Genomic DNA, 15,913 nt, shown 5'->3' on the forward strand with positions numbered 1-15,913 from the left:
GCGGCGTGCTGGTCGCGCGCCGCCGCCTCGCCGTGGTCACGGGCCAGCCGGGCCGGGCTGACCGGGTAGAGCGCGGAGACCCAGCCACCGTTGCGGCCGCTCGCCCCGAAGCCCGCCCGCTCCTGCTCGAGGACCAGGACCTGGAGGGACGGGTCGGCCTCGAGCAGGTAGTAGGCCGTCCACAGACCGGTGTAGCCCGCACCGACGACGCAGACGTCGACCTCGGTGTCCGTCGTCAGCGCGTGCCGGTCCGGCCCGAGGGGAGGGGTCCCCGAGGCCTCGTCCCACCACAGGGGCAGCACCGTCATACCGTCTCCTCAGGGCAGCACAGGACGCGCGGGACAAAGCGGTCCCGCGCGGTCCCGCGCGTCGTTCGTCGGTCAGCTCAGAGCCGATGGTCGCGCTCCTTGGCGGCAGGTCGCTTCGCTCCATCCTCGCCGCTCTTCGTCGCCGCTCAGAGCCGCTTCCAGGCCTCGGTGAGCACGCCACGCAGCCGTTGTTCGATGTCGTCGAACTCGGTCTGGCCGATGATCAGCGGCGGCGACAGCTGGATGACCGGGTCGCCACGGTCGTCGGCGCGGCAGTAGATGCCCGCCTCCCACAGCGCCGGGCTGACGAAGTCGTGCAGCAGCCGCTCCGCCTCGTCGTCGTCGAAGGTCTCGCGCGTCTCCTTGTCCTTGACCAGCTCGATGCCGTAGAAGAACCCCTCGCCGCGCACGTCGCCGACGATCGGCAGGTCGAGCAGCTTCTCGAGCGTGGCCCGGAAGTTCGGTGCCTCGTGCTTGACGTGGTCGTTGAGGTGCTCGCGGTCGAAGATGTCCAGGTTGGCCATCGCCACCGCTGCCGAAACGGGGTGCCCACCGAAGGTGTAGCCGTGGGCGAACACCGTGTCCCCACCCTGGAACGGCTCGAACAGCCGGTCGGTGGCGATCATCGCGCCGAGCGGCGAGTAGCCCGAGGTCAGGCCCTTGGCGCAGGTGATGATGTCGGGCTCGTAGCCGAAGTCGGTGCTGGCGAACATCGAGCCGATCCGGCCGAAGGCACAGATGACCTCGTCGGAGACGAGCAGCACGTCATACTCGTCACAGATCTCCCGGACCCGGTCGAAGTAGCCGGGGGGCGGCGGGAAGCAGCCGCCGGAGTTCTGCACCGGCTCGAGGAAGACGGCCGCGACCGTCTCGGGGCCCTCGAACTCGATCGCCTCGGCGATGCGGTCGGCAGCCCAGCGCCCGAAGTGCTTCGGGTCGTCGCGCAGCGACTCGTCGGCGCGGTAGATGTTGGTGTTGGGGACCTTGAAGGCGCCGGGCACGAGCGGCTCGAACGGCGCCTTGGCAAAAGGGATTCCGGTGATCGACAGGGCGCCCTGCGGGGTGCCGTGGTAGGCCACCGCACGGCTGATCACCTTGTGCTTGCCCGGCTTGCCGGTGAGCTTGAAGTACTGCTTGGCCAGCTTCCAGGCGCTCTCGACCGCCTCTCCGCCACCGGTGGTGAAGAAGACCCGGTTGAGGTCGCCCGGGGCCTGCGCCGAGAGCCGCTCGGCCAGCTCGATGGCCGGGGGAGTGGCGTAGGACCACAGCGGGAAGTAGGCGAGCTGCTCGGCCTGCTTGGCCGCGGCCTCGGCGAGCTCGCGGCGGCCGTGTCCGACCTGGACGGTGAACAGGCCGGCCAGGCCGTCGATGTACTTGCGGCCGCGGTCGTCAAAGATGTGGGCGCCGTCCCCCCTGACGATGATCGGCACGTTGCCGCCCGCGCCTCCGGCCGAGGTGGGCTCGTAGGTGGACTGCCGCGTGAAGTGGCCCCACAGGTGGGCCCGCGCGGCATCGGCATACTTCGTGCCTGCCGGGGTGCGGTCATCCTGGGCGGGAGCGGAGACGGGAGCTGGTTCAGTGGTCATCGGGTACCCCAGTTGTAGTGCTGCTTGTTGAGTTTCAGATAGACGAACGTCTCGGTGCTGCGCACCCCGGCCAGGTTCCTGATCCGGCCGGACAGCAGCTCGAGCAATTGGTCGTCGTCCTCGCAGACCACCTCGATCATCAGGTCGAAGCTGCCCGCGGTGGTGACGACGTAGGCGACCTCGGGCAGCTCCGTCAGGGGACGAGCCACCGTCTCGAGCTCACCGTCCACCTGCAGGCCGATCATGGCCTGTCGGTGGAAGCCGATCTGGAGGGGATCGGTCACGGCGACGATCTGCATGACCCCGGCGTCCAGCAGACGCTGCACGCGCTGGCGCACCGCCGCCTCGGACAGGCCGACGTCCTTGGCGATGGCGCTGTAGGACTGCCGGCCGTCGTTCTGGAGGTGCTCGATGATCGCCTTCGCGACGTCGTCGAGCCCGCCGCCCGGACTGACCCGGCGGTCCCTGTCGCGTCGGATCTCCGGCGCCGCGCTGCGAGGACTCACGTCCCCGATGGTGCCGTGCTTCGTCCGTCTTGGCAAGTGCCCGGGCCACTGAATCAGTGGGTCGTCGCCCGATCGCGATACTGATTTCGCAGGAAAATCGGGGGCAGGGTGTTGAAATCGCCAGAGACAGCCCTATGATTCCCGACACGGGCATCACGCCGTTGGGCCCGTCCGAAGCGCGAGTAGTCACACCGAATGAGGAGTATGTCGTGAGCACGAGTCCCCGGGTCCTGCGTAGTTTTGTCGGTGGCGAGTATGTCGATGCCGAGTCGGGTGTGACCAGTGATGTGGTGAGTCCGGTGACGGCGCGGGTGGTGGCGAGGGCGCCGGTGTCGTCGGCGGCGGATGTGGATCGGGCGTATCGGGCGGCGGGTGAGGGTTTTGCGGTGTGGGGTCGGGTGACGCCGGGGGAGCGGCAGGCGGCGTTGTTGAAGTTTGCGGATGCGTTGGAGGCGCGGTCGGGCGAGTTGGTGCGGTTGGAGGCGGAGAACACTGGTAAGCCGTTGGCGTTGACCGCGTCGGAGGAGATCCCGCCGATGTTGGATCAGTTGCGGTTTTTTGCGGGGGCGGCGCGGGTGTTGGAGGGGCGTGCGGCGGGGGAGTATCTGGCGGGTCATACGTCGTGGATTCGGCGGGAGCCGATTGGGGTGGTGGGGCAGGTGACGCCGTGGAACTACCCGATGATGATGGCGATGTGGAAGATCGCGCCGGCGTTGGCGGCGGGGAACGCGATCGTGCTCAAGCCGAGTGATACGACGCCGGAGACGACGTTGTTGATGGCCGAGATCGCGTCGGAGTTCTTGCCGGCGGGTACGTTCAATGTGGTGACTGGTGACCGGGACACGGGGCGGGCGTTGGTGGAGCATCCGGTGCCGGCGTTGGTGGCGATCACCGGGTCGGTGCGGGCCGGGGTGCAGGTGGCGCAGAGCGCGGCGACGGATCTGAAGCGGGTGCATCTGGAGTTGGGTGGGAAGGCGCCGGTGGTGGTGTTCGACGACGCGGACCTGGAGGCGGCGGTGGAGGGGATCGCGACGGCGGGGTATTTCAACGCGGGGCAGGACTGCACGGCGGCGACCCGGGTGTTGGCCGGGCCGGGGATCCATGATGATTTCGTGGCGGCGCTGTCGGAGTTCGCCAAGACCCAGGCGAAGGTGGGGTTGCCCGAGGATGCGGACGCGTTGTTGGGGCCGGTGAACAACGCGACCCAGTTGGAGCGGGTGCAGGGGTTCTTGTCCCGGTTGCCGGACCACGCGTCGGTGGGTGCCGGTGGGCATCGGGCGGCGGGTCTGGGGGAGGGGTACTTCCTGGAGCCGACGGTGGTGTCGGGGTTGCGGCAGGAGGATGAGGCGGTCCAGGACGAGATCTTCGGTCCGGTGATCACGGTGCAGCAGTTCTCCGATGAGGCGCAGGCGATCGGGTGGGCCAACGGGGTGCAGTACGGGCTGGCTTCCAGTGTGTGGACCAGGGACTTCGGGCGGGCGATGCGGATGTCCAAGGCGCTGGACTTCGGCTGTGTGTGGATCAACACGCACATCCCGGTGGTGGCCGAGATGCCGCACGGCGGGTTCAAGCACTCCGGCTACGGCAAGGACCTGTCCATGTACGGCTTCGAGGACTACACCCGGATCAAGCACGTCATGGCCAACATCGAGTCATGACATGGTCATCGCACCCGCCGTGGGTTCGGCGCGCCGTCGTGGGGGACCTGCAATGCCGATGAAGTGGAGGCTGGTCCATGGGCACTCCTGATAGCGCCCCCTCGGCGCCGCTCCTGCGGGGCCTCACCCGCCGCCGCTTCCTCGGCGGCGTCCTCGGGCTCGGGTCTGCGGCCGCGCTGTCGGCCTGCTCGACCCCGGGGCTGGAGAAGTACGGGCTCGACGCGCGCGCCGCAACCGACTTGTCCTCGGGCCAGAAGGTCGTCAACTGGTCCAACTGGCCCGAGTACGTCGACGTCAACGACAAAACGCAGCGGCACCCCAGCCTCGACCAGTTCAAGAAGGCGACGGGGATCACCGTCCGCTACACCGAGGACGTCACGGACAACGACGTCATCTTCGCCAAGCTCAAGCCGGCGCTGGCAGCCGGGCGTGACACCGGGCGCGACCTCGTGGTGGTCACCGACTGGATGATCGAGCGGATGATCCGCCTGACCTGGGCGCAGGAGATCGACCACGGCAACATCCCCAACCTCAAGAACCTCGAGCCCACGCTGCTGAACGTCTCGTTCGACAAGGGCCGCAAGTTCTCCATCCCCTGGCAGAGCGGCTTCACGGGAGTTGCCTACAACCCCAAGGCCACCGACGGGGTCAAGGTCACCAGCGTCGACCAGCTGCTGCACGACAAGCGGCTCAAGGGCAAGGTCACGCTGCTCACCGAGCTGCGCGACACGGTCGGCCTGACCATGCTGGCGATGGGCAAGGACCCCTCCGACTTCCAGGAGTCCGAGTTCTACGACGCGATCGACGTGCTGCGAGATGCGAAGGCCGCCGGGCAGATCCAGGGCTTCACCGGCAACGAGTACGGCCAGGGCCTCGCTGCAGGTGACATAGCCGCCTGTATGGCGTGGACCGGCGACGTCGTCCAGCTCCAGGCCGACAACCCGCACCTGGGCTACGTGCTGCCGAAGGCGGGGCACATGCTGTGGTCCGACAACTTCTTCATCCCCAACCAGGCGGCTCACAAGACCAACGCGGAGAAGCTCATCAACTGGTACTACCAGCCGAAGATCGCCGCCGAGGTCGAGGACTACGTCAACTACATCCCCACGGTCGTCGGCGTGCAGGACATCCTGGTCAAGGAGGACCCGGACGTCGCGAAGAACCCGCTGATCTTCCCGGACGCCAAGGTGCGATCCACGTCGCACGTCTTCCAGGGCGTCTCCGCCCAGCAGGACACCGAGTTCAACCGGGCCTTCCAGGCCCTGATCGGAGGCTGACATGCCAACGCCCACGTCCGAGGGCCAGGGCGACCTGTGCCTCACCAACGTCACCAAGCGGTTCGGTGACTTCACGGCCGTCGACGACCTGTCGCTCACCATCCCGCAGGGGTCGTTCTTCGCCCTGCTGGGCGCGTCGGGTTGCGGCAAGACCACGACGCTGCGGATGGTGGCCGGCCTCGAACGGCCCACCGCGGGCACGATCTCGATCGGGGAGGAGGACATCACCGAGGCCAAGCCGTATGCGCGGCCGGTCAACACGGTCTTCCAGAACTATGCCCTGTTCCCGCACATGACGGTCCTCGACAACGTCGCCTTCGGCCTCAAGCGGCGCAAGGTCGCCGACGCGACGAAGACGGCGAAGGAGGGGTTGGAGCTGGTTGAGCTCGGCCACCTGGCCGGTCGCAAGCCGGCCCAGCTCTCCGGCGGTCAGCAGCAGCGCGTGGCCCTGGCCAGGGCCCTGGTGAACCACCCGGCGGTGCTCCTGCTCGACGAGCCGCTGGGTGCGCTCGACCTCAAGCTGCGCCGCCAGATGCAGCTGGAGCTGAAGAAGATCCAGGAGGAGGTGGGTCTCACCTTCGTGCACGTCACGCACGACCAGGAGGAGGCCATGACGATGGCCGACACCATCGCGGTCATGAACGCCGGGGTCATCGAGCAGCTCGGCCACCCCACAGAGTTGTACGAACGTCCGGCATCGACCTTCGTGGCCAACTTCCTCGGCCAGTCCAACCTGCTCGCCGGCGAGATCTCGGATCGGGTCGGTGGCGACCTCGTGGTCCAGGTCGGTGGGCACAAGCTCGCCCTGCCCGGAGACCGGTCCACCCGTCAGGACGGCAAGGTGTGGCTCGGGGTCCGGCCGGAGAAGCTGCGGATCGGGCTGGCGGGCGGTGCGGACGGGGCGGGCCGCAACCACCTGGACGGTGTGGTCCTCGACGCGTCCTTCACCGGGGTCTCGACGCAGTACCTGGTCCGCCTGGCCTGGGGGCAGGCGATCACCGTGGTGGCCCAGAACGACGGCAGCGCGCTGCTGCGCGACGGCGACCAGGTGCAGGTCTCGTGGGTGCCGCAGCACGGGTTCGCGCTGGACGCCGCCCAGGACGCCTTCGCCGGAGCCCAGCGGGTCGGCGACGACGACACCCCCGTGCCGGCACTCGGCGGCGCCCGATGAGTGCCATCGGCTCCCTGGGTGGCGCCGGGGGCCGCACCAAGACCGCGCCGGACCGGCCGGAGAAGCGGCGGCTCACGCCATACTGGCTGCTGGTGCCTGGCATGGCGTGGCTGCTGATCTTCTTCGTCGTGCCGATGGTCTTCCTGGGTTCCCAGTCGTTGCAGACCGGCTCGTTCGAGGACGGCACGAAGCTGACGTGGAACTTCAGCATCTACTGGGAGACGCTGCGGGGTTACTGGCCGCACTACGCGCGGTCGATCGGCTTCGCGGCGCTGGCGACCATCGCGGCGCTGCTGATCGGCTACCCGCTCGCCTACATGATCGCGCACAAGTCCGGGCGCTGGAAGAACATCCTGCTCGTGCTGGTCATCGCCCCCTTCTTCACCAGCTTCCTGATCCGCACGCTGGCGTGGAAGACGATCCTGTCCAGCGGTGGGCCGGTCGTGTGGTTCTTCCAGCAGACCCACCTGACCGACCTGCTGCAGTGGCTGCACCTCACCGACAAGGACACGCTGCTCGCGACACCGTTTGCCGTGATCGCGGGGCTGACCTACAACTTCCTGCCGTTCATGGTGCTTCCGCTCTACGCCAGCCTCGACCGGCTCGACCACCGGCTGCTCGAGGCCGCCGGCGACCTCTACTCCCGGCCCTTCACCGCGTTCCGGCGAGTCACCCTGCCGCTGTCGATGCCGGGCGTCGTGGCCGGCACCCTGCTGACCTTCATCCCGGCGGCCGGCGACTACATCAACTCGGTGCTGCTGGGCAACACCCGCTCGACCATGATCGGCCAGGTCATCGACGGGCAGTTCCTGCGCGTGCTCGACTATCCGCAGGCGGCGACGATGTCGTTCATCCTGCTCATCATCATCCTCGCCATCGTCATGACCTACGTCCGGAGATCCGGCACCGAGGAGCTGGTCTGATGTCCGTCTCGACGCGTTCCCCCGCCGCCCCGACCCGGATGCGGACGACGGGCCGTTCGCAGCGTGGCCCCCTGGCCTGGCTGCGCCGCAACATCATCGTGGTGCTCGGCACGCTGGCGTTCATCTACCTGCTGCTGCCCAACCTCATCGTGGTGATCTTCTCGTTCAACAACCCCACGGGCCGGTTCAACTACTCGTGGTCGGCGTTCTCGCTCGACGCGTGGCTGCATCCCTGCGGGGCACCGGGGATGTGCTCGGCCCTGGGGCTCAGCCTCAAGATCGGGGTCACCGCCACGATCCTGGCCACCATCCTCGGGACGCTCGCGGCCTTCGCGCTGACCCGGCACCGGTTCCGGGGCCGCGCGTTGATCAACCTGCTGATCTTCATGCCGATGGCCACCCCCGAGGTCGTCATGGGCTCCAGCCTGCTGACCCTCTTCATCGGGCTGCGGTTCCCGCTCGGCGCGTGGACGATCATCATCGCGCACGTGATGTTCTGCGTGTCGTTTGTGATCGTCACCGTGAAGGCACGGGTAGCGGGCCTCGACCCCAACCTGGAGGAGGCGGCGGCCGACCTCTACTCCAACGAGCGGCAGACCTTCCTGCGGGTGACTCTGCCGCTGGTGGCGCCGGGCATCGCGGCCGGCGCGCTGCTTGCCTTCTCGCTGTCCTTCGACGACTACATCATCACCAACTTCAACGCCGGCTCCGACGTGACCTTCCCGATGTACATCTGGGGCGCGGCCCAGCGTGGAACTCCCGTGCAGATCAACGTGATCGGGACGATCATGTTCCTTGTCGCACTGATCGCCGTCGCGGTCGGGCAGGTTATCGGGGCACGCCGTCGCCGGTCGGCCGCGTGACGCGATGAGTGAGCTCGACGGTGCGTCGTCGACCCCGTTGTGGTTGGACGACCCGGCGCGGCCGGCAGCGCGTCTCCCGCTCATCGGGGACACGACCGCCGACCTCGCGGTGGTCGGTGGTGGCTTCACCGGTCTGTGGACCGCGCTGCTCGCCCTCGACGAGGAACCCGACCGTTCGGTGGTGCTGCTCGAGGCGGGACGGATCGGGGCAGCAGCGACCGGACGCAACGGTGGGTTCTGTGCCGCCAGCCTGACCCACGGCGTCGGCAACGGAATGGCCCGCTGGCCCGACGAGATGCCGTTGCTGCACCGACTCGGCCTGGAGAACCTCGACGCCATCGCGCAGACGGTCGACGAGCTCGGGATCGACTGCGATTTCGAGCGGACGGGCGAACTCGACGTCGCGGTGGCCGACTGGCAGCTGCAGGGACTGCGTGAGGACGCGGAGGCCCTGCGCCGACTCGGCGAGCAACCCGAGCTCCTCGGGCCCGAGGAGACCCGTGCCCGGGTGAGCTCACCGACCTACCGCGGAAGCTTGTTCGACGGCAGGGGCGTCGCCATGGTGCACCCCGCCCGGCTGGCGTGGGGACTGGCGGCAGCCGTCGAAGAGCGGGGGGCGTCCCTGCACGAGGGCACCCGCGTGACCGGCGTGCGCGATGCCGGCGACCGGGTGGAGCTGGCGACGCCGCACGGGACGGTGCGCGCACGCCAGGCCGTCCTCGGCACCAATGTCTTCCCGTCGCCGGTGCGCCGCCACCGGGCCTTCGTCGTGCCCGTGTGGGATCACCTGATCGCCACGGAACCGCTGAGCGCGCAGCAGCGTTCGTCGCTGGGCTGGGAGGGCCGGGAGGGCGTCGGCGACGCCGGCAACCAGTTCCACTACTACCGGTTGACCGCCGACGACCGGCTGGTCTTCGGCGGCTACGACGCGCTCTACTACTTCCGCTCCGACCTGTCGCCGCGCCGGGAGCGCCGCCCCGAGACCGAACGGATGCTCTACCGGCACCTCGTCGAGACCTTCCCGGCGCTGGAGGGGGTGCGCATCGGACACACGTGGGGCGGGGCGATCGACACCTCAACCCGGTTCAGCGCCTCGTGGCACCGGGCCTGCGGCGGCAAAGTGGCCTCCGTGCTCGGCTACACCGGGCTGGGAGTCGGGGCGACGCGGTTCGGGGCCCAGGTCTCCCTGGACCTGCTGGCCGGCCGTGACAACGAACGGACCGGCCTCGCGATGGTGCGTCGCAAACCGGTGCCGTGGCCGCCGGAACCGGTGCGATGGGCCGGGATCCAGCTCACTCGTCGCAGCATCGCGCGCGCCGATGCACACGAGGGACGGCGCGACGTCTGGCTGCGCACCCTCGACCGCCTCGGCCTTGGCTTCGACTCCTGACTCCCGGAGGAATCTTCGTGAGGTTTGGGGCCTTGGGGGCGCCAAACCTCACGAAGATTCCTCACAGGTGGGGGCGGGTCAGGCTTCGCGCCGGGCGCGGTGACCACCCAGTAGGGTCGATCGTGGTCAGAGAGCACCCCTTCCGATGAGAGCAGGGACGAGCCGATGAGTCGCTACGGGCAGCAGTTCGGGCCGGACTTCACCTTCCTGGGGGTTCCACGCTGCGACCTCGAGGACCCCGAGTCGTATGCCGATGCGGACGTCGTGATCGTCGGTGCACCGTTCGACGGGGGCACCTCACACCGCCCGGGGACGCGCTTCGGGCCGATGGCCATCCGGGGGACCGACTACCTGCCCCACGACGGCTCGCGACCGAGTCTGGCGCTGCGCACGGACGCGTTGCAGGACCTGCGCGTCGTCGATGCGGGCGACGTGGAGATGACCCCCGGCGACATCGAGGTGGCGCTGCCCGCCCTCGAGGCGGTGATCGAGCGGGTGACCCGGGCGGGCGCGATCCCGGTGGTGCTCGGGGGTGACCACTCCATCGCCTTCCCCGACGCCAAGGGCGTGGCCAACGTGCTGGGCCACGGCCGGATCTCGATGATCCACTTTGATGCCCACGCCGACACCGGCGACATCACGTTCGGCTCCCTGTGGGGGCACGGTCAGCCGATGCGTCGCCTGATCGAGTCCGGGGCGTTGCGCGGCGACCGTTTCCTGCAGATCGGACTGCGTGGCTACTGGCCCGAGCCGGAGACTCTGGGCTGGATGGCCGGGCAGCGGATGCGGTCCTACGAGATGACAGAGATCGGCCACCGGGGGCTCGAGGCGTGCCTCACCGAGGTGTTCGAGATCGCGACCGACGAGTGCGAGGGCGTCTTCCTGTCGGTCGACATCGACGTCTGCGACCCGGGCCACGCCCCCGGGACCGGCACGCCGGAGCCGGGCGGTTTCTCCGCCCGCCAGCTGCTCGACTCGGTCCGCCGGATCTGCCTGGAGCTGCCCGTGGTCGGTATGGACGTCGTGGAGGTGAGCCCTCCCTACGACCACGCCGACATCACGGCTGCGCTGGCCAACCGCGTGGTGCTCGAAGCACTCTCGGCGATCGCGCGCAGGCGTCAGGACGAGCGCGACGGCACCCGGTGGGACCCTGCACAGCCCCTGCTCGCGAACCGGCCGATCCCCGGGTCCTGAGTCGCTCGGCGGCAGCAACGACCAGCGGCGATGATGCAGGGAAGCGACCCTGCCGCGGAGGAGCTGCGGCAGTATCACTGCGGCCGGTGCTACTCGGTGGTGATGGCTCGCAGGACGTTGAGCTTGGCGGCCCGCCGGGCCGGCAGCACCGCGGCCAGGACGCCCACCACGGCGGCAAGCACGATGAAGACCACCAGTTGCAGCCCGGGAACGGCGAGTTCGGTGATGCCTTGATCGGCGACGGCTCGTTGCAGGACGACGCCGAAGACCAGCCCCATCACGACTCCGAGCACCGCGCCCAGGACGGCGATCGCGATCGACTCCAACCGCACCATGCGACGCAGCTGACGCCGGCTGAGGCCGACGGCCCGCAGCAGGCCAACTTCTCGCGTGCGCTCGATCACGCTCAGCGCCAACGTGTTGATGATGCCCAGCACGGCGATGATGATGGCCAGCCCGAGGAGGGCGTAGATCAGGTAGAGCAGCTGGTCGACGCCAGCACGCTGGGCGTCGGAGAACTCCTGCTGCGACTGGACCGTCACGGTCGGGACATCCTGCGTCAGGGCGTCGAGCCGGTTGCCGACAGCGGCGACGTCGGCTGGTGAGTCGGCGTTCACCGCGACGGAGCTGTCGAAACGTGGCAACCTGGCCCGCTCGACGGTGGAGAACGGGACCAGGGAGCTGCCCAACACGTTCGAGGAGGTGAACACGCCGACGACCTGTGCCTTCTGGGTGCCGGTCGGGAACGCCATGGAGATGGTGTCGCCGACCCCGGCGTGCAACTTCTTCGCGGCATCCCCCGAGAGGGCGATCTGCCCGTCCCGCACGTCCATCGTTCCGCTGCGGGCCGGCACATCGAAGATCGACCGGAGCTCACCGGGGTCCGAGGCGGTGAGATTGAGCGACTGACCATCGACCTTGGCCGACAGCCACTGCAGCTGCGCCACCTTGGCGACGCCGTCGGTGTCACGCACCTGCTCGGCGATCTTGGTCGAGAACGGCTGGCCGATCGCGTTGGACACCAGGTAGTCGGCGGTGAACTCCTTCTTGACGCTGACGTCGATGGACTTGTTGACCGACGCACCGAGCACGGACATCGTGGTGACGAGCGCCATCCCGATCATGAGTGCGGAGGCCGTGGCGGCCGTGCGCCGGGGGTTGCGCAGGGAGTTCTCGGTGGCGAGACTGCCGACGGTCCCGTAGGCACGCCGGTAGACCACGCCCAGAGCGCGCAGCACGGGCCTGCCCAGCACCGGGCTCATCAGCGCGACGCTGATCAGTATGGCGAAGACGCCCACTCCCACGAGCGCGGCGCCGCTGCCCCCGCTGCCGGCGAGGCCGCCTGCCATCAGGCCGATCCCGATGACGCCGAGCACACCGGCGACCACCAACCGACGGCGGATCGACGACTCGGGCAGGGCGATGTCGTCACGCATCGCCGCGACGGGGGCGATGCTGGCCGCGCGGCGCGCAGGCAGGTAGGCGGCGAACATCGTGACGAGCAGGCCGACCAGGTAGGAGACGACGACCGTGCGCGCCGAGAACACCAGCGCTGTCGCGGACAGGTCGAGCCCGAAGGTCGCGAACACGGCCTTGAGAGCTGCGGCCAGCCCGAATCCACCCAGCAGGCCGAGGGTCGAGCCGATGAAACCGACGACCAGGGCCTCCAGGAGCACAGACCGGGTGACCTGCCGACGGGCAGCACCGAGTGCGCGTAGGAGGGCCAGCTCGCGGCTGCGCTGTGCCACGAGGATCGAGAAGGTGTTGATGATCAGGAAGGTGCCCACGACGAGGGCGATCGCGGCAAAGACGAGCAGGAAGATGTTCAGGAAGTTCAGCACCGTGGCGATCTGGTCCTGGGTCTCCTTTGCGACCACGTCACCGGTCACGGCCTCCAGTCCGGACGGCAGCTTCTCTGAGGCTTCGTGGGCCAGCTGCTGCTGGCTCACTCCGTCCTGGGCGGTCAACGCCACGGATGAATAGACGTCGCGGCCACCGAAGAAGAGCTGCTGGGCGGTGTGGGTGTCGAAGAGCACGAGGGACGCCCCGGCGAGACCTCCGCCTCCGAACTGGCCGATGCCGACGAGCTTCGCCGTGACGTGCGGTCGGTCGCCGGAGCTGATCATCTGCACCGTGTCCCCGAGCGCGTATCCCGCCTTGTCGACGGTGGTGGGGTCGAGCGCCACCTGGTGCGCGCCGTGTGGTGCGTGCCCCTGTGAGATGAGCACCGATGGCTTTCCGGTGATCGAGGGTGCGTCGTTGTAGTTGAAGCTCAGCGTGGGGGCGCCGGTGCCCCCCACCACCTTGCCGTTGGTGCCGATGACGAAGAGGCTCTGGCTGCTGACCGTGCCGTCCACACGGGCCGCACCGGGCACCGACTCGAGGGACTGCAACGTCCGGGCAGGGATGGCCCGGGTGTCGATCAGTGCACTGTCACCGCTCCAGTTGTCCTGCCCCGCGGGACGGACGGTGACGTCGGAGGTCCCTCCCTTGATGATGTCGTCGAAACTCTTGGACATCGTGTCGGTGAAGACCAGCGAGCCGGCGACGAACGCGACGCCGATGACGATGGCGAAACCACTGAGGACCAGACGGATTTTGCGCGCAAAGAGGTTGCGCCACGTGACTTTGAGCACGGTTCAGGACTCCGGCTCGCCCGCGAGCGCCGCGTCCTGGAACTCGACGGGGCCCTGTCGGTTGTGCCGCAGCTGGATCTGGGACATGCGTTCCAGCACCGAGTCGGCGGTCGGTGCGTGGAGCTCGTCCACCAGCCTGCCGTCGGCGAGGAACACGACGCGGTCGGTGTATGACGCCGCGACCGGGTCGTGCGTCACCATCACGATCGTCTGCCCGAAGTCACGCACGCTACGTTGCAGGAAGCCGAGCACCTCGGCACCCGAGGTGGAGTCGAGGTTGCCCGTGGGCTCGTCCGCGAAGACGATCGAGGGCCGGCTCATCAGGGCCCGGGCGCAGGCGACCCGCTGCTGCTGTCCACCCGACATCTCACTCGGCCGGTGGCCCAACCGGTCGCGCAGGCCGACCGCCTCGATCACGGTGTCGAACCACTCTGCTTCCGGCTGGCGTCCGGCGATCGACAGCGGCAGCAGGATGTTCTCCTGCGCGCTGAGCGTCGGCACCAGGTTGAACGACTGGAAGACGAAACCGATGTCGTCACGGCGCAGCTCGGTCAGCTTCTTGTCAGAGAGACCCGCGATGTTCGTGTCGCCGATGTGGATCTCCCCGGAGCTGACCGTGTCGAGCGCGGCCAGGCAGTGCATCAGGGTGGACTTGCCGGAGCCGGACGGGCCCATCACGGCAGTGAACTCGCCGGAGCCGATCTCCAGCGAGACGCCGTCGAGTGCTCGAACCTCCGCGTCGCCCTTTCCGTAGACCTTCGTGAGGGCGGTCGCGCGTGCTGCGATCGTGGTCATGCGTGTTCTCCCGAGTCAGTTGGCTTGTCGGCAAGCGTAGGCGAGGGCGCCTGCTGGGCACACACGTTTTTGTCCCGATTCGGCCATGACGGATGTCAGGGATTGACGGGCCGGGTGGACCCCCGTGCACCGGTGATCGGCGGTTCGGCGATCGGCGTGAACCGGACTTCGCCCGCGTTCGTGTCCACGGTGTCGAAGGAGGTGGATCCGTTGCGGAGTCAAAGGATCTGGCAGGTGATGGTGGGCGGCGCGCTCGTGCTCGGCGCAGCGGCGTGTGGCACGAACGGCGCAGGTGCGACAGGGGCGGCGAACACCTCGATGGGAAGCCCCGCGGCGAACGCACCCACCGCGTCGACGGTGTCGGTCAAGGGAGGCGTGCTGGTCGACGACCAGGGGCTCACGCTCTACGAGGCAAACCGTGAGTCGGCCGGCGCACTGCGGTGCACCGGCTCCTGCCTCAAGGTCTGGATGCCGCTGGTGGTGACCGGCCGGCCGAAGGCCGGGGCGGGCGTGACCGGCACCCTCGGCACGGTCGACCGACCGGACGGCCGACACCAGGTGACCTACGACGGCATACCCGTCTACTCCTTCGCGTTCGACAAGGGCGCGGGGCAGGTGGCCGGTGACGGGGCGAAGGACAGCTTCGGCGGCAGGCGGTTCACCTGGCACGCCGTGCGGCCGGCCGGCGCGTCGAGCCCGGCCACCGGAAGCGGTGCGGGCGGATACAACTACTGAACCGAGCAAACGAAGGCTCGTAAGGCGTGGCGCGCGGTGCCGGGAAGCGGAGTCAGTGGGTTGCGGTCACCACGGCGACCACGTAAAGAGCAAGGACGAGCAGACCGATCACGGTGCGCAAGGCTGTGGCGTGGCGAGCGCCGGTCTCGACCCGGGTGGCGAGCGCGCCCTCGCCGACGAGGGCCTGCCGACGCAGCTTCGTCATGGCCCGGGCCTGCCGCACCCCCAGGCCTGTCGCCACGATCACCGCTGCGACGAGGATCACCAACGCGGTCGCGAGACCGTCCCAGGTCCTGGCGCCGAGCAGCACGCCGCCGGTGATCAGGGCCACGACCATGGCGACGATGGCGATCGGCAGGAAGGTGCGGCCCACCTGGCGGAAGAGCGCAACCCGTGGCGCCTCCTCCAGGGAAGCGCGGGAGGCCCGGCTGACCACCATGAGCATGACGAAGCCGCCGATCCAGACGGACGCGGCGAGGACGAGGAGGCCGACCAACACGGCCTGTAGTGCTGCGGACATGGGGCGGGCTTCTCCTGGTTGCACGGTGTGGCGACTCTGCCGCCCAATTTATCACCTTTCAGGCCGTGAATATTGCGCTGGGCGGCGTAGGACGATCGCCTGTGGACAACCCCAGCGGGGAGACGCGTGATCGGCCTAGGTTGGCCGCGTCGAAAGGGGATCACCGTGAGCAGGTGGGCGGTCGACCCGGCCGAAGTTCGTGCCGGTGGGAACGGCGTGCAGGCAGTGGGCAGCCATGTCGCACGGGTGGCCGCAGAAGTGGCCAGGGCGCTGACGTCCGTGGCGGGGGCGGGGGGCGACGCGGCCGTCGCGCAGTCCGCGACGGCCGCGTCCCGGCGCTGGGGCCATGAT

The 15,913-nt window shown here is 68.8% G+C and carries 15 protein-coding genes; 9 read left to right on the plus strand and 6 right to left on the minus strand.

What is annotated here, in order from left to right; genetic code table 11:
* From FRW57_RS07165 to FRW57_RS07175, 3 genes are all read right to left on the minus strand, one after another.
* A partial coding sequence (locus tag FRW57_RS07165; protein ID WP_152185665.1) for an FAD-dependent oxidoreductase occupies positions 1 to 308 on the minus strand: 308 nt, incomplete at its 3' end.
* Between the two features lie 146 nt (positions 309 to 454).
* Positions 455 to 1,894, minus strand: coding sequence for an aspartate aminotransferase family protein (locus FRW57_RS07170; RefSeq protein WP_152185666.1), 1,440 nt, complete (start codon positions 1,892 to 1,894; stop codon positions 455 to 457).
* The gene (locus tag FRW57_RS07175; RefSeq protein WP_203230241.1) at positions 1,891 to 2,373 is read right to left on the minus strand and encodes an Lrp/AsnC family transcriptional regulator; all 483 of its coding nucleotides are present in this window, start codon (positions 2,371 to 2,373) and stop codon (positions 1,891 to 1,893) included. The genes FRW57_RS07170 and FRW57_RS07175 overlap by 4 nt, the downstream gene beginning before the upstream one ends.
* A gap of 236 nt (positions 2,374 to 2,609) precedes the next feature.
* Here FRW57_RS07175 and FRW57_RS07180 point away from each other — a divergent pair, with 236 nt between their 5' ends.
* The 7 genes from FRW57_RS07180 (at position 2,610) to speB (ending at position 10,876) form a co-directional block, all read left to right on the plus strand.
* On the plus strand, positions 2,610 to 4,058 hold the full coding sequence (locus FRW57_RS07180) for a gamma-aminobutyraldehyde dehydrogenase (RefSeq protein WP_203230239.1): 1,449 nt from the start codon (positions 2,610 to 2,612) through the stop codon (positions 4,056 to 4,058).
* Positions 4,059 to 4,135: 77 nt separating this feature from the next.
* The gene (locus FRW57_RS07185; protein WP_152185669.1) at positions 4,136 to 5,335 is read left to right on the plus strand and encodes an ABC transporter substrate-binding protein; all 1,200 of its coding nucleotides are present in this window, start codon (positions 4,136 to 4,138) and stop codon (positions 5,333 to 5,335) included.
* Position 5,336: 1 nt separating this feature from the next.
* Entirely contained in the window at positions 5,337 to 6,506 is a 1,170-nt protein-coding gene (locus FRW57_RS07190) for an ABC transporter ATP-binding protein (RefSeq protein ID WP_137122943.1), read from the plus strand.
* Positions 6,503 to 7,429, plus strand: coding sequence for an ABC transporter permease (locus tag FRW57_RS07195; RefSeq protein WP_137122942.1), 927 nt, complete (start codon positions 6,503 to 6,505; stop codon positions 7,427 to 7,429). The genes FRW57_RS07190 and FRW57_RS07195 overlap by 4 nt, the downstream gene beginning before the upstream one ends.
* Positions 7,429 to 8,292 carry an ABC transporter permease gene (locus tag FRW57_RS07200; RefSeq protein ID WP_238384822.1) on the plus strand — a complete coding sequence of 288 codons (864 nt, stop codon included), beginning with the start codon at positions 7,429 to 7,431 and terminating at the stop codon, positions 8,290 to 8,292. Before FRW57_RS07195 ends, FRW57_RS07200 begins: the two co-directional genes overlap by 1 nt.
* Before the next feature lie 4 nt (positions 8,293 to 8,296).
* A complete protein-coding gene (locus tag FRW57_RS07205; RefSeq protein WP_152185670.1) occupies positions 8,297 to 9,682 on the plus strand; it encodes an NAD(P)/FAD-dependent oxidoreductase in 1,386 nt (461 codons plus the stop codon).
* 165 nt (positions 9,683 to 9,847) lie between these two features.
* A complete protein-coding gene (gene speB, locus FRW57_RS07210; RefSeq protein WP_137122940.1) occupies positions 9,848 to 10,876 on the plus strand; it encodes an agmatinase in 1,029 nt (342 codons plus the stop codon).
* 89 nt (positions 10,877 to 10,965) lie between these two features.
* On the opposite strand, the gene FRW57_RS07215 is transcribed toward speB, so the two are convergent.
* Complete coding sequence (locus FRW57_RS07215; RefSeq protein WP_137122939.1) at positions 10,966 to 13,512, minus strand: ABC transporter permease; 2,547 nt, start codon at positions 13,510 to 13,512, stop codon at positions 10,966 to 10,968.
* A gap of 3 nt (positions 13,513 to 13,515) precedes the next feature.
* Positions 13,516 to 14,307: an ABC transporter ATP-binding protein gene (locus FRW57_RS07220; protein WP_137122938.1), complete on the minus strand. Its 792-nt coding sequence runs from the start codon at positions 14,305 to 14,307 to the stop codon at positions 13,516 to 13,518.
* A gap of 210 nt (positions 14,308 to 14,517) precedes the next feature.
* Here FRW57_RS07220 and FRW57_RS07225 point away from each other — a divergent pair, with 210 nt between their 5' ends.
* Positions 14,518 to 15,042 (plus strand): COG4315 family predicted lipoprotein, encoded by a 525-nt coding sequence (locus FRW57_RS07225; protein WP_238384821.1) that lies wholly within the window; start codon positions 14,518 to 14,520, stop codon positions 15,040 to 15,042.
* Between the two features lie 52 nt (positions 15,043 to 15,094).
* Here the strand turns inward: FRW57_RS07225 and FRW57_RS07230 are convergent, their stop codons facing one another.
* Positions 15,095 to 15,562: a hypothetical protein gene (locus tag FRW57_RS07230; protein WP_137122937.1), complete on the minus strand. Its 468-nt coding sequence runs from the start codon at positions 15,560 to 15,562 to the stop codon at positions 15,095 to 15,097.
* 165 nt (positions 15,563 to 15,727) lie between these two features.
* Here FRW57_RS07230 and FRW57_RS23980 point away from each other — a divergent pair.
* Positions 15,728 to 15,913 (plus strand): PE domain-containing protein (locus FRW57_RS23980; RefSeq protein WP_203230240.1); only part of this gene is annotated, 186 nt, incomplete at its 3' end.

Origin of the sequence: Segeticoccus rhizosphaerae, assembly GCF_009192725.1 — a bacterium.
GTDB classification, from domain to species: domain Bacteria; phylum Actinomycetota; class Actinomycetes; order Actinomycetales; family Dermatophilaceae; genus Segeticoccus; species Segeticoccus rhizosphaerae.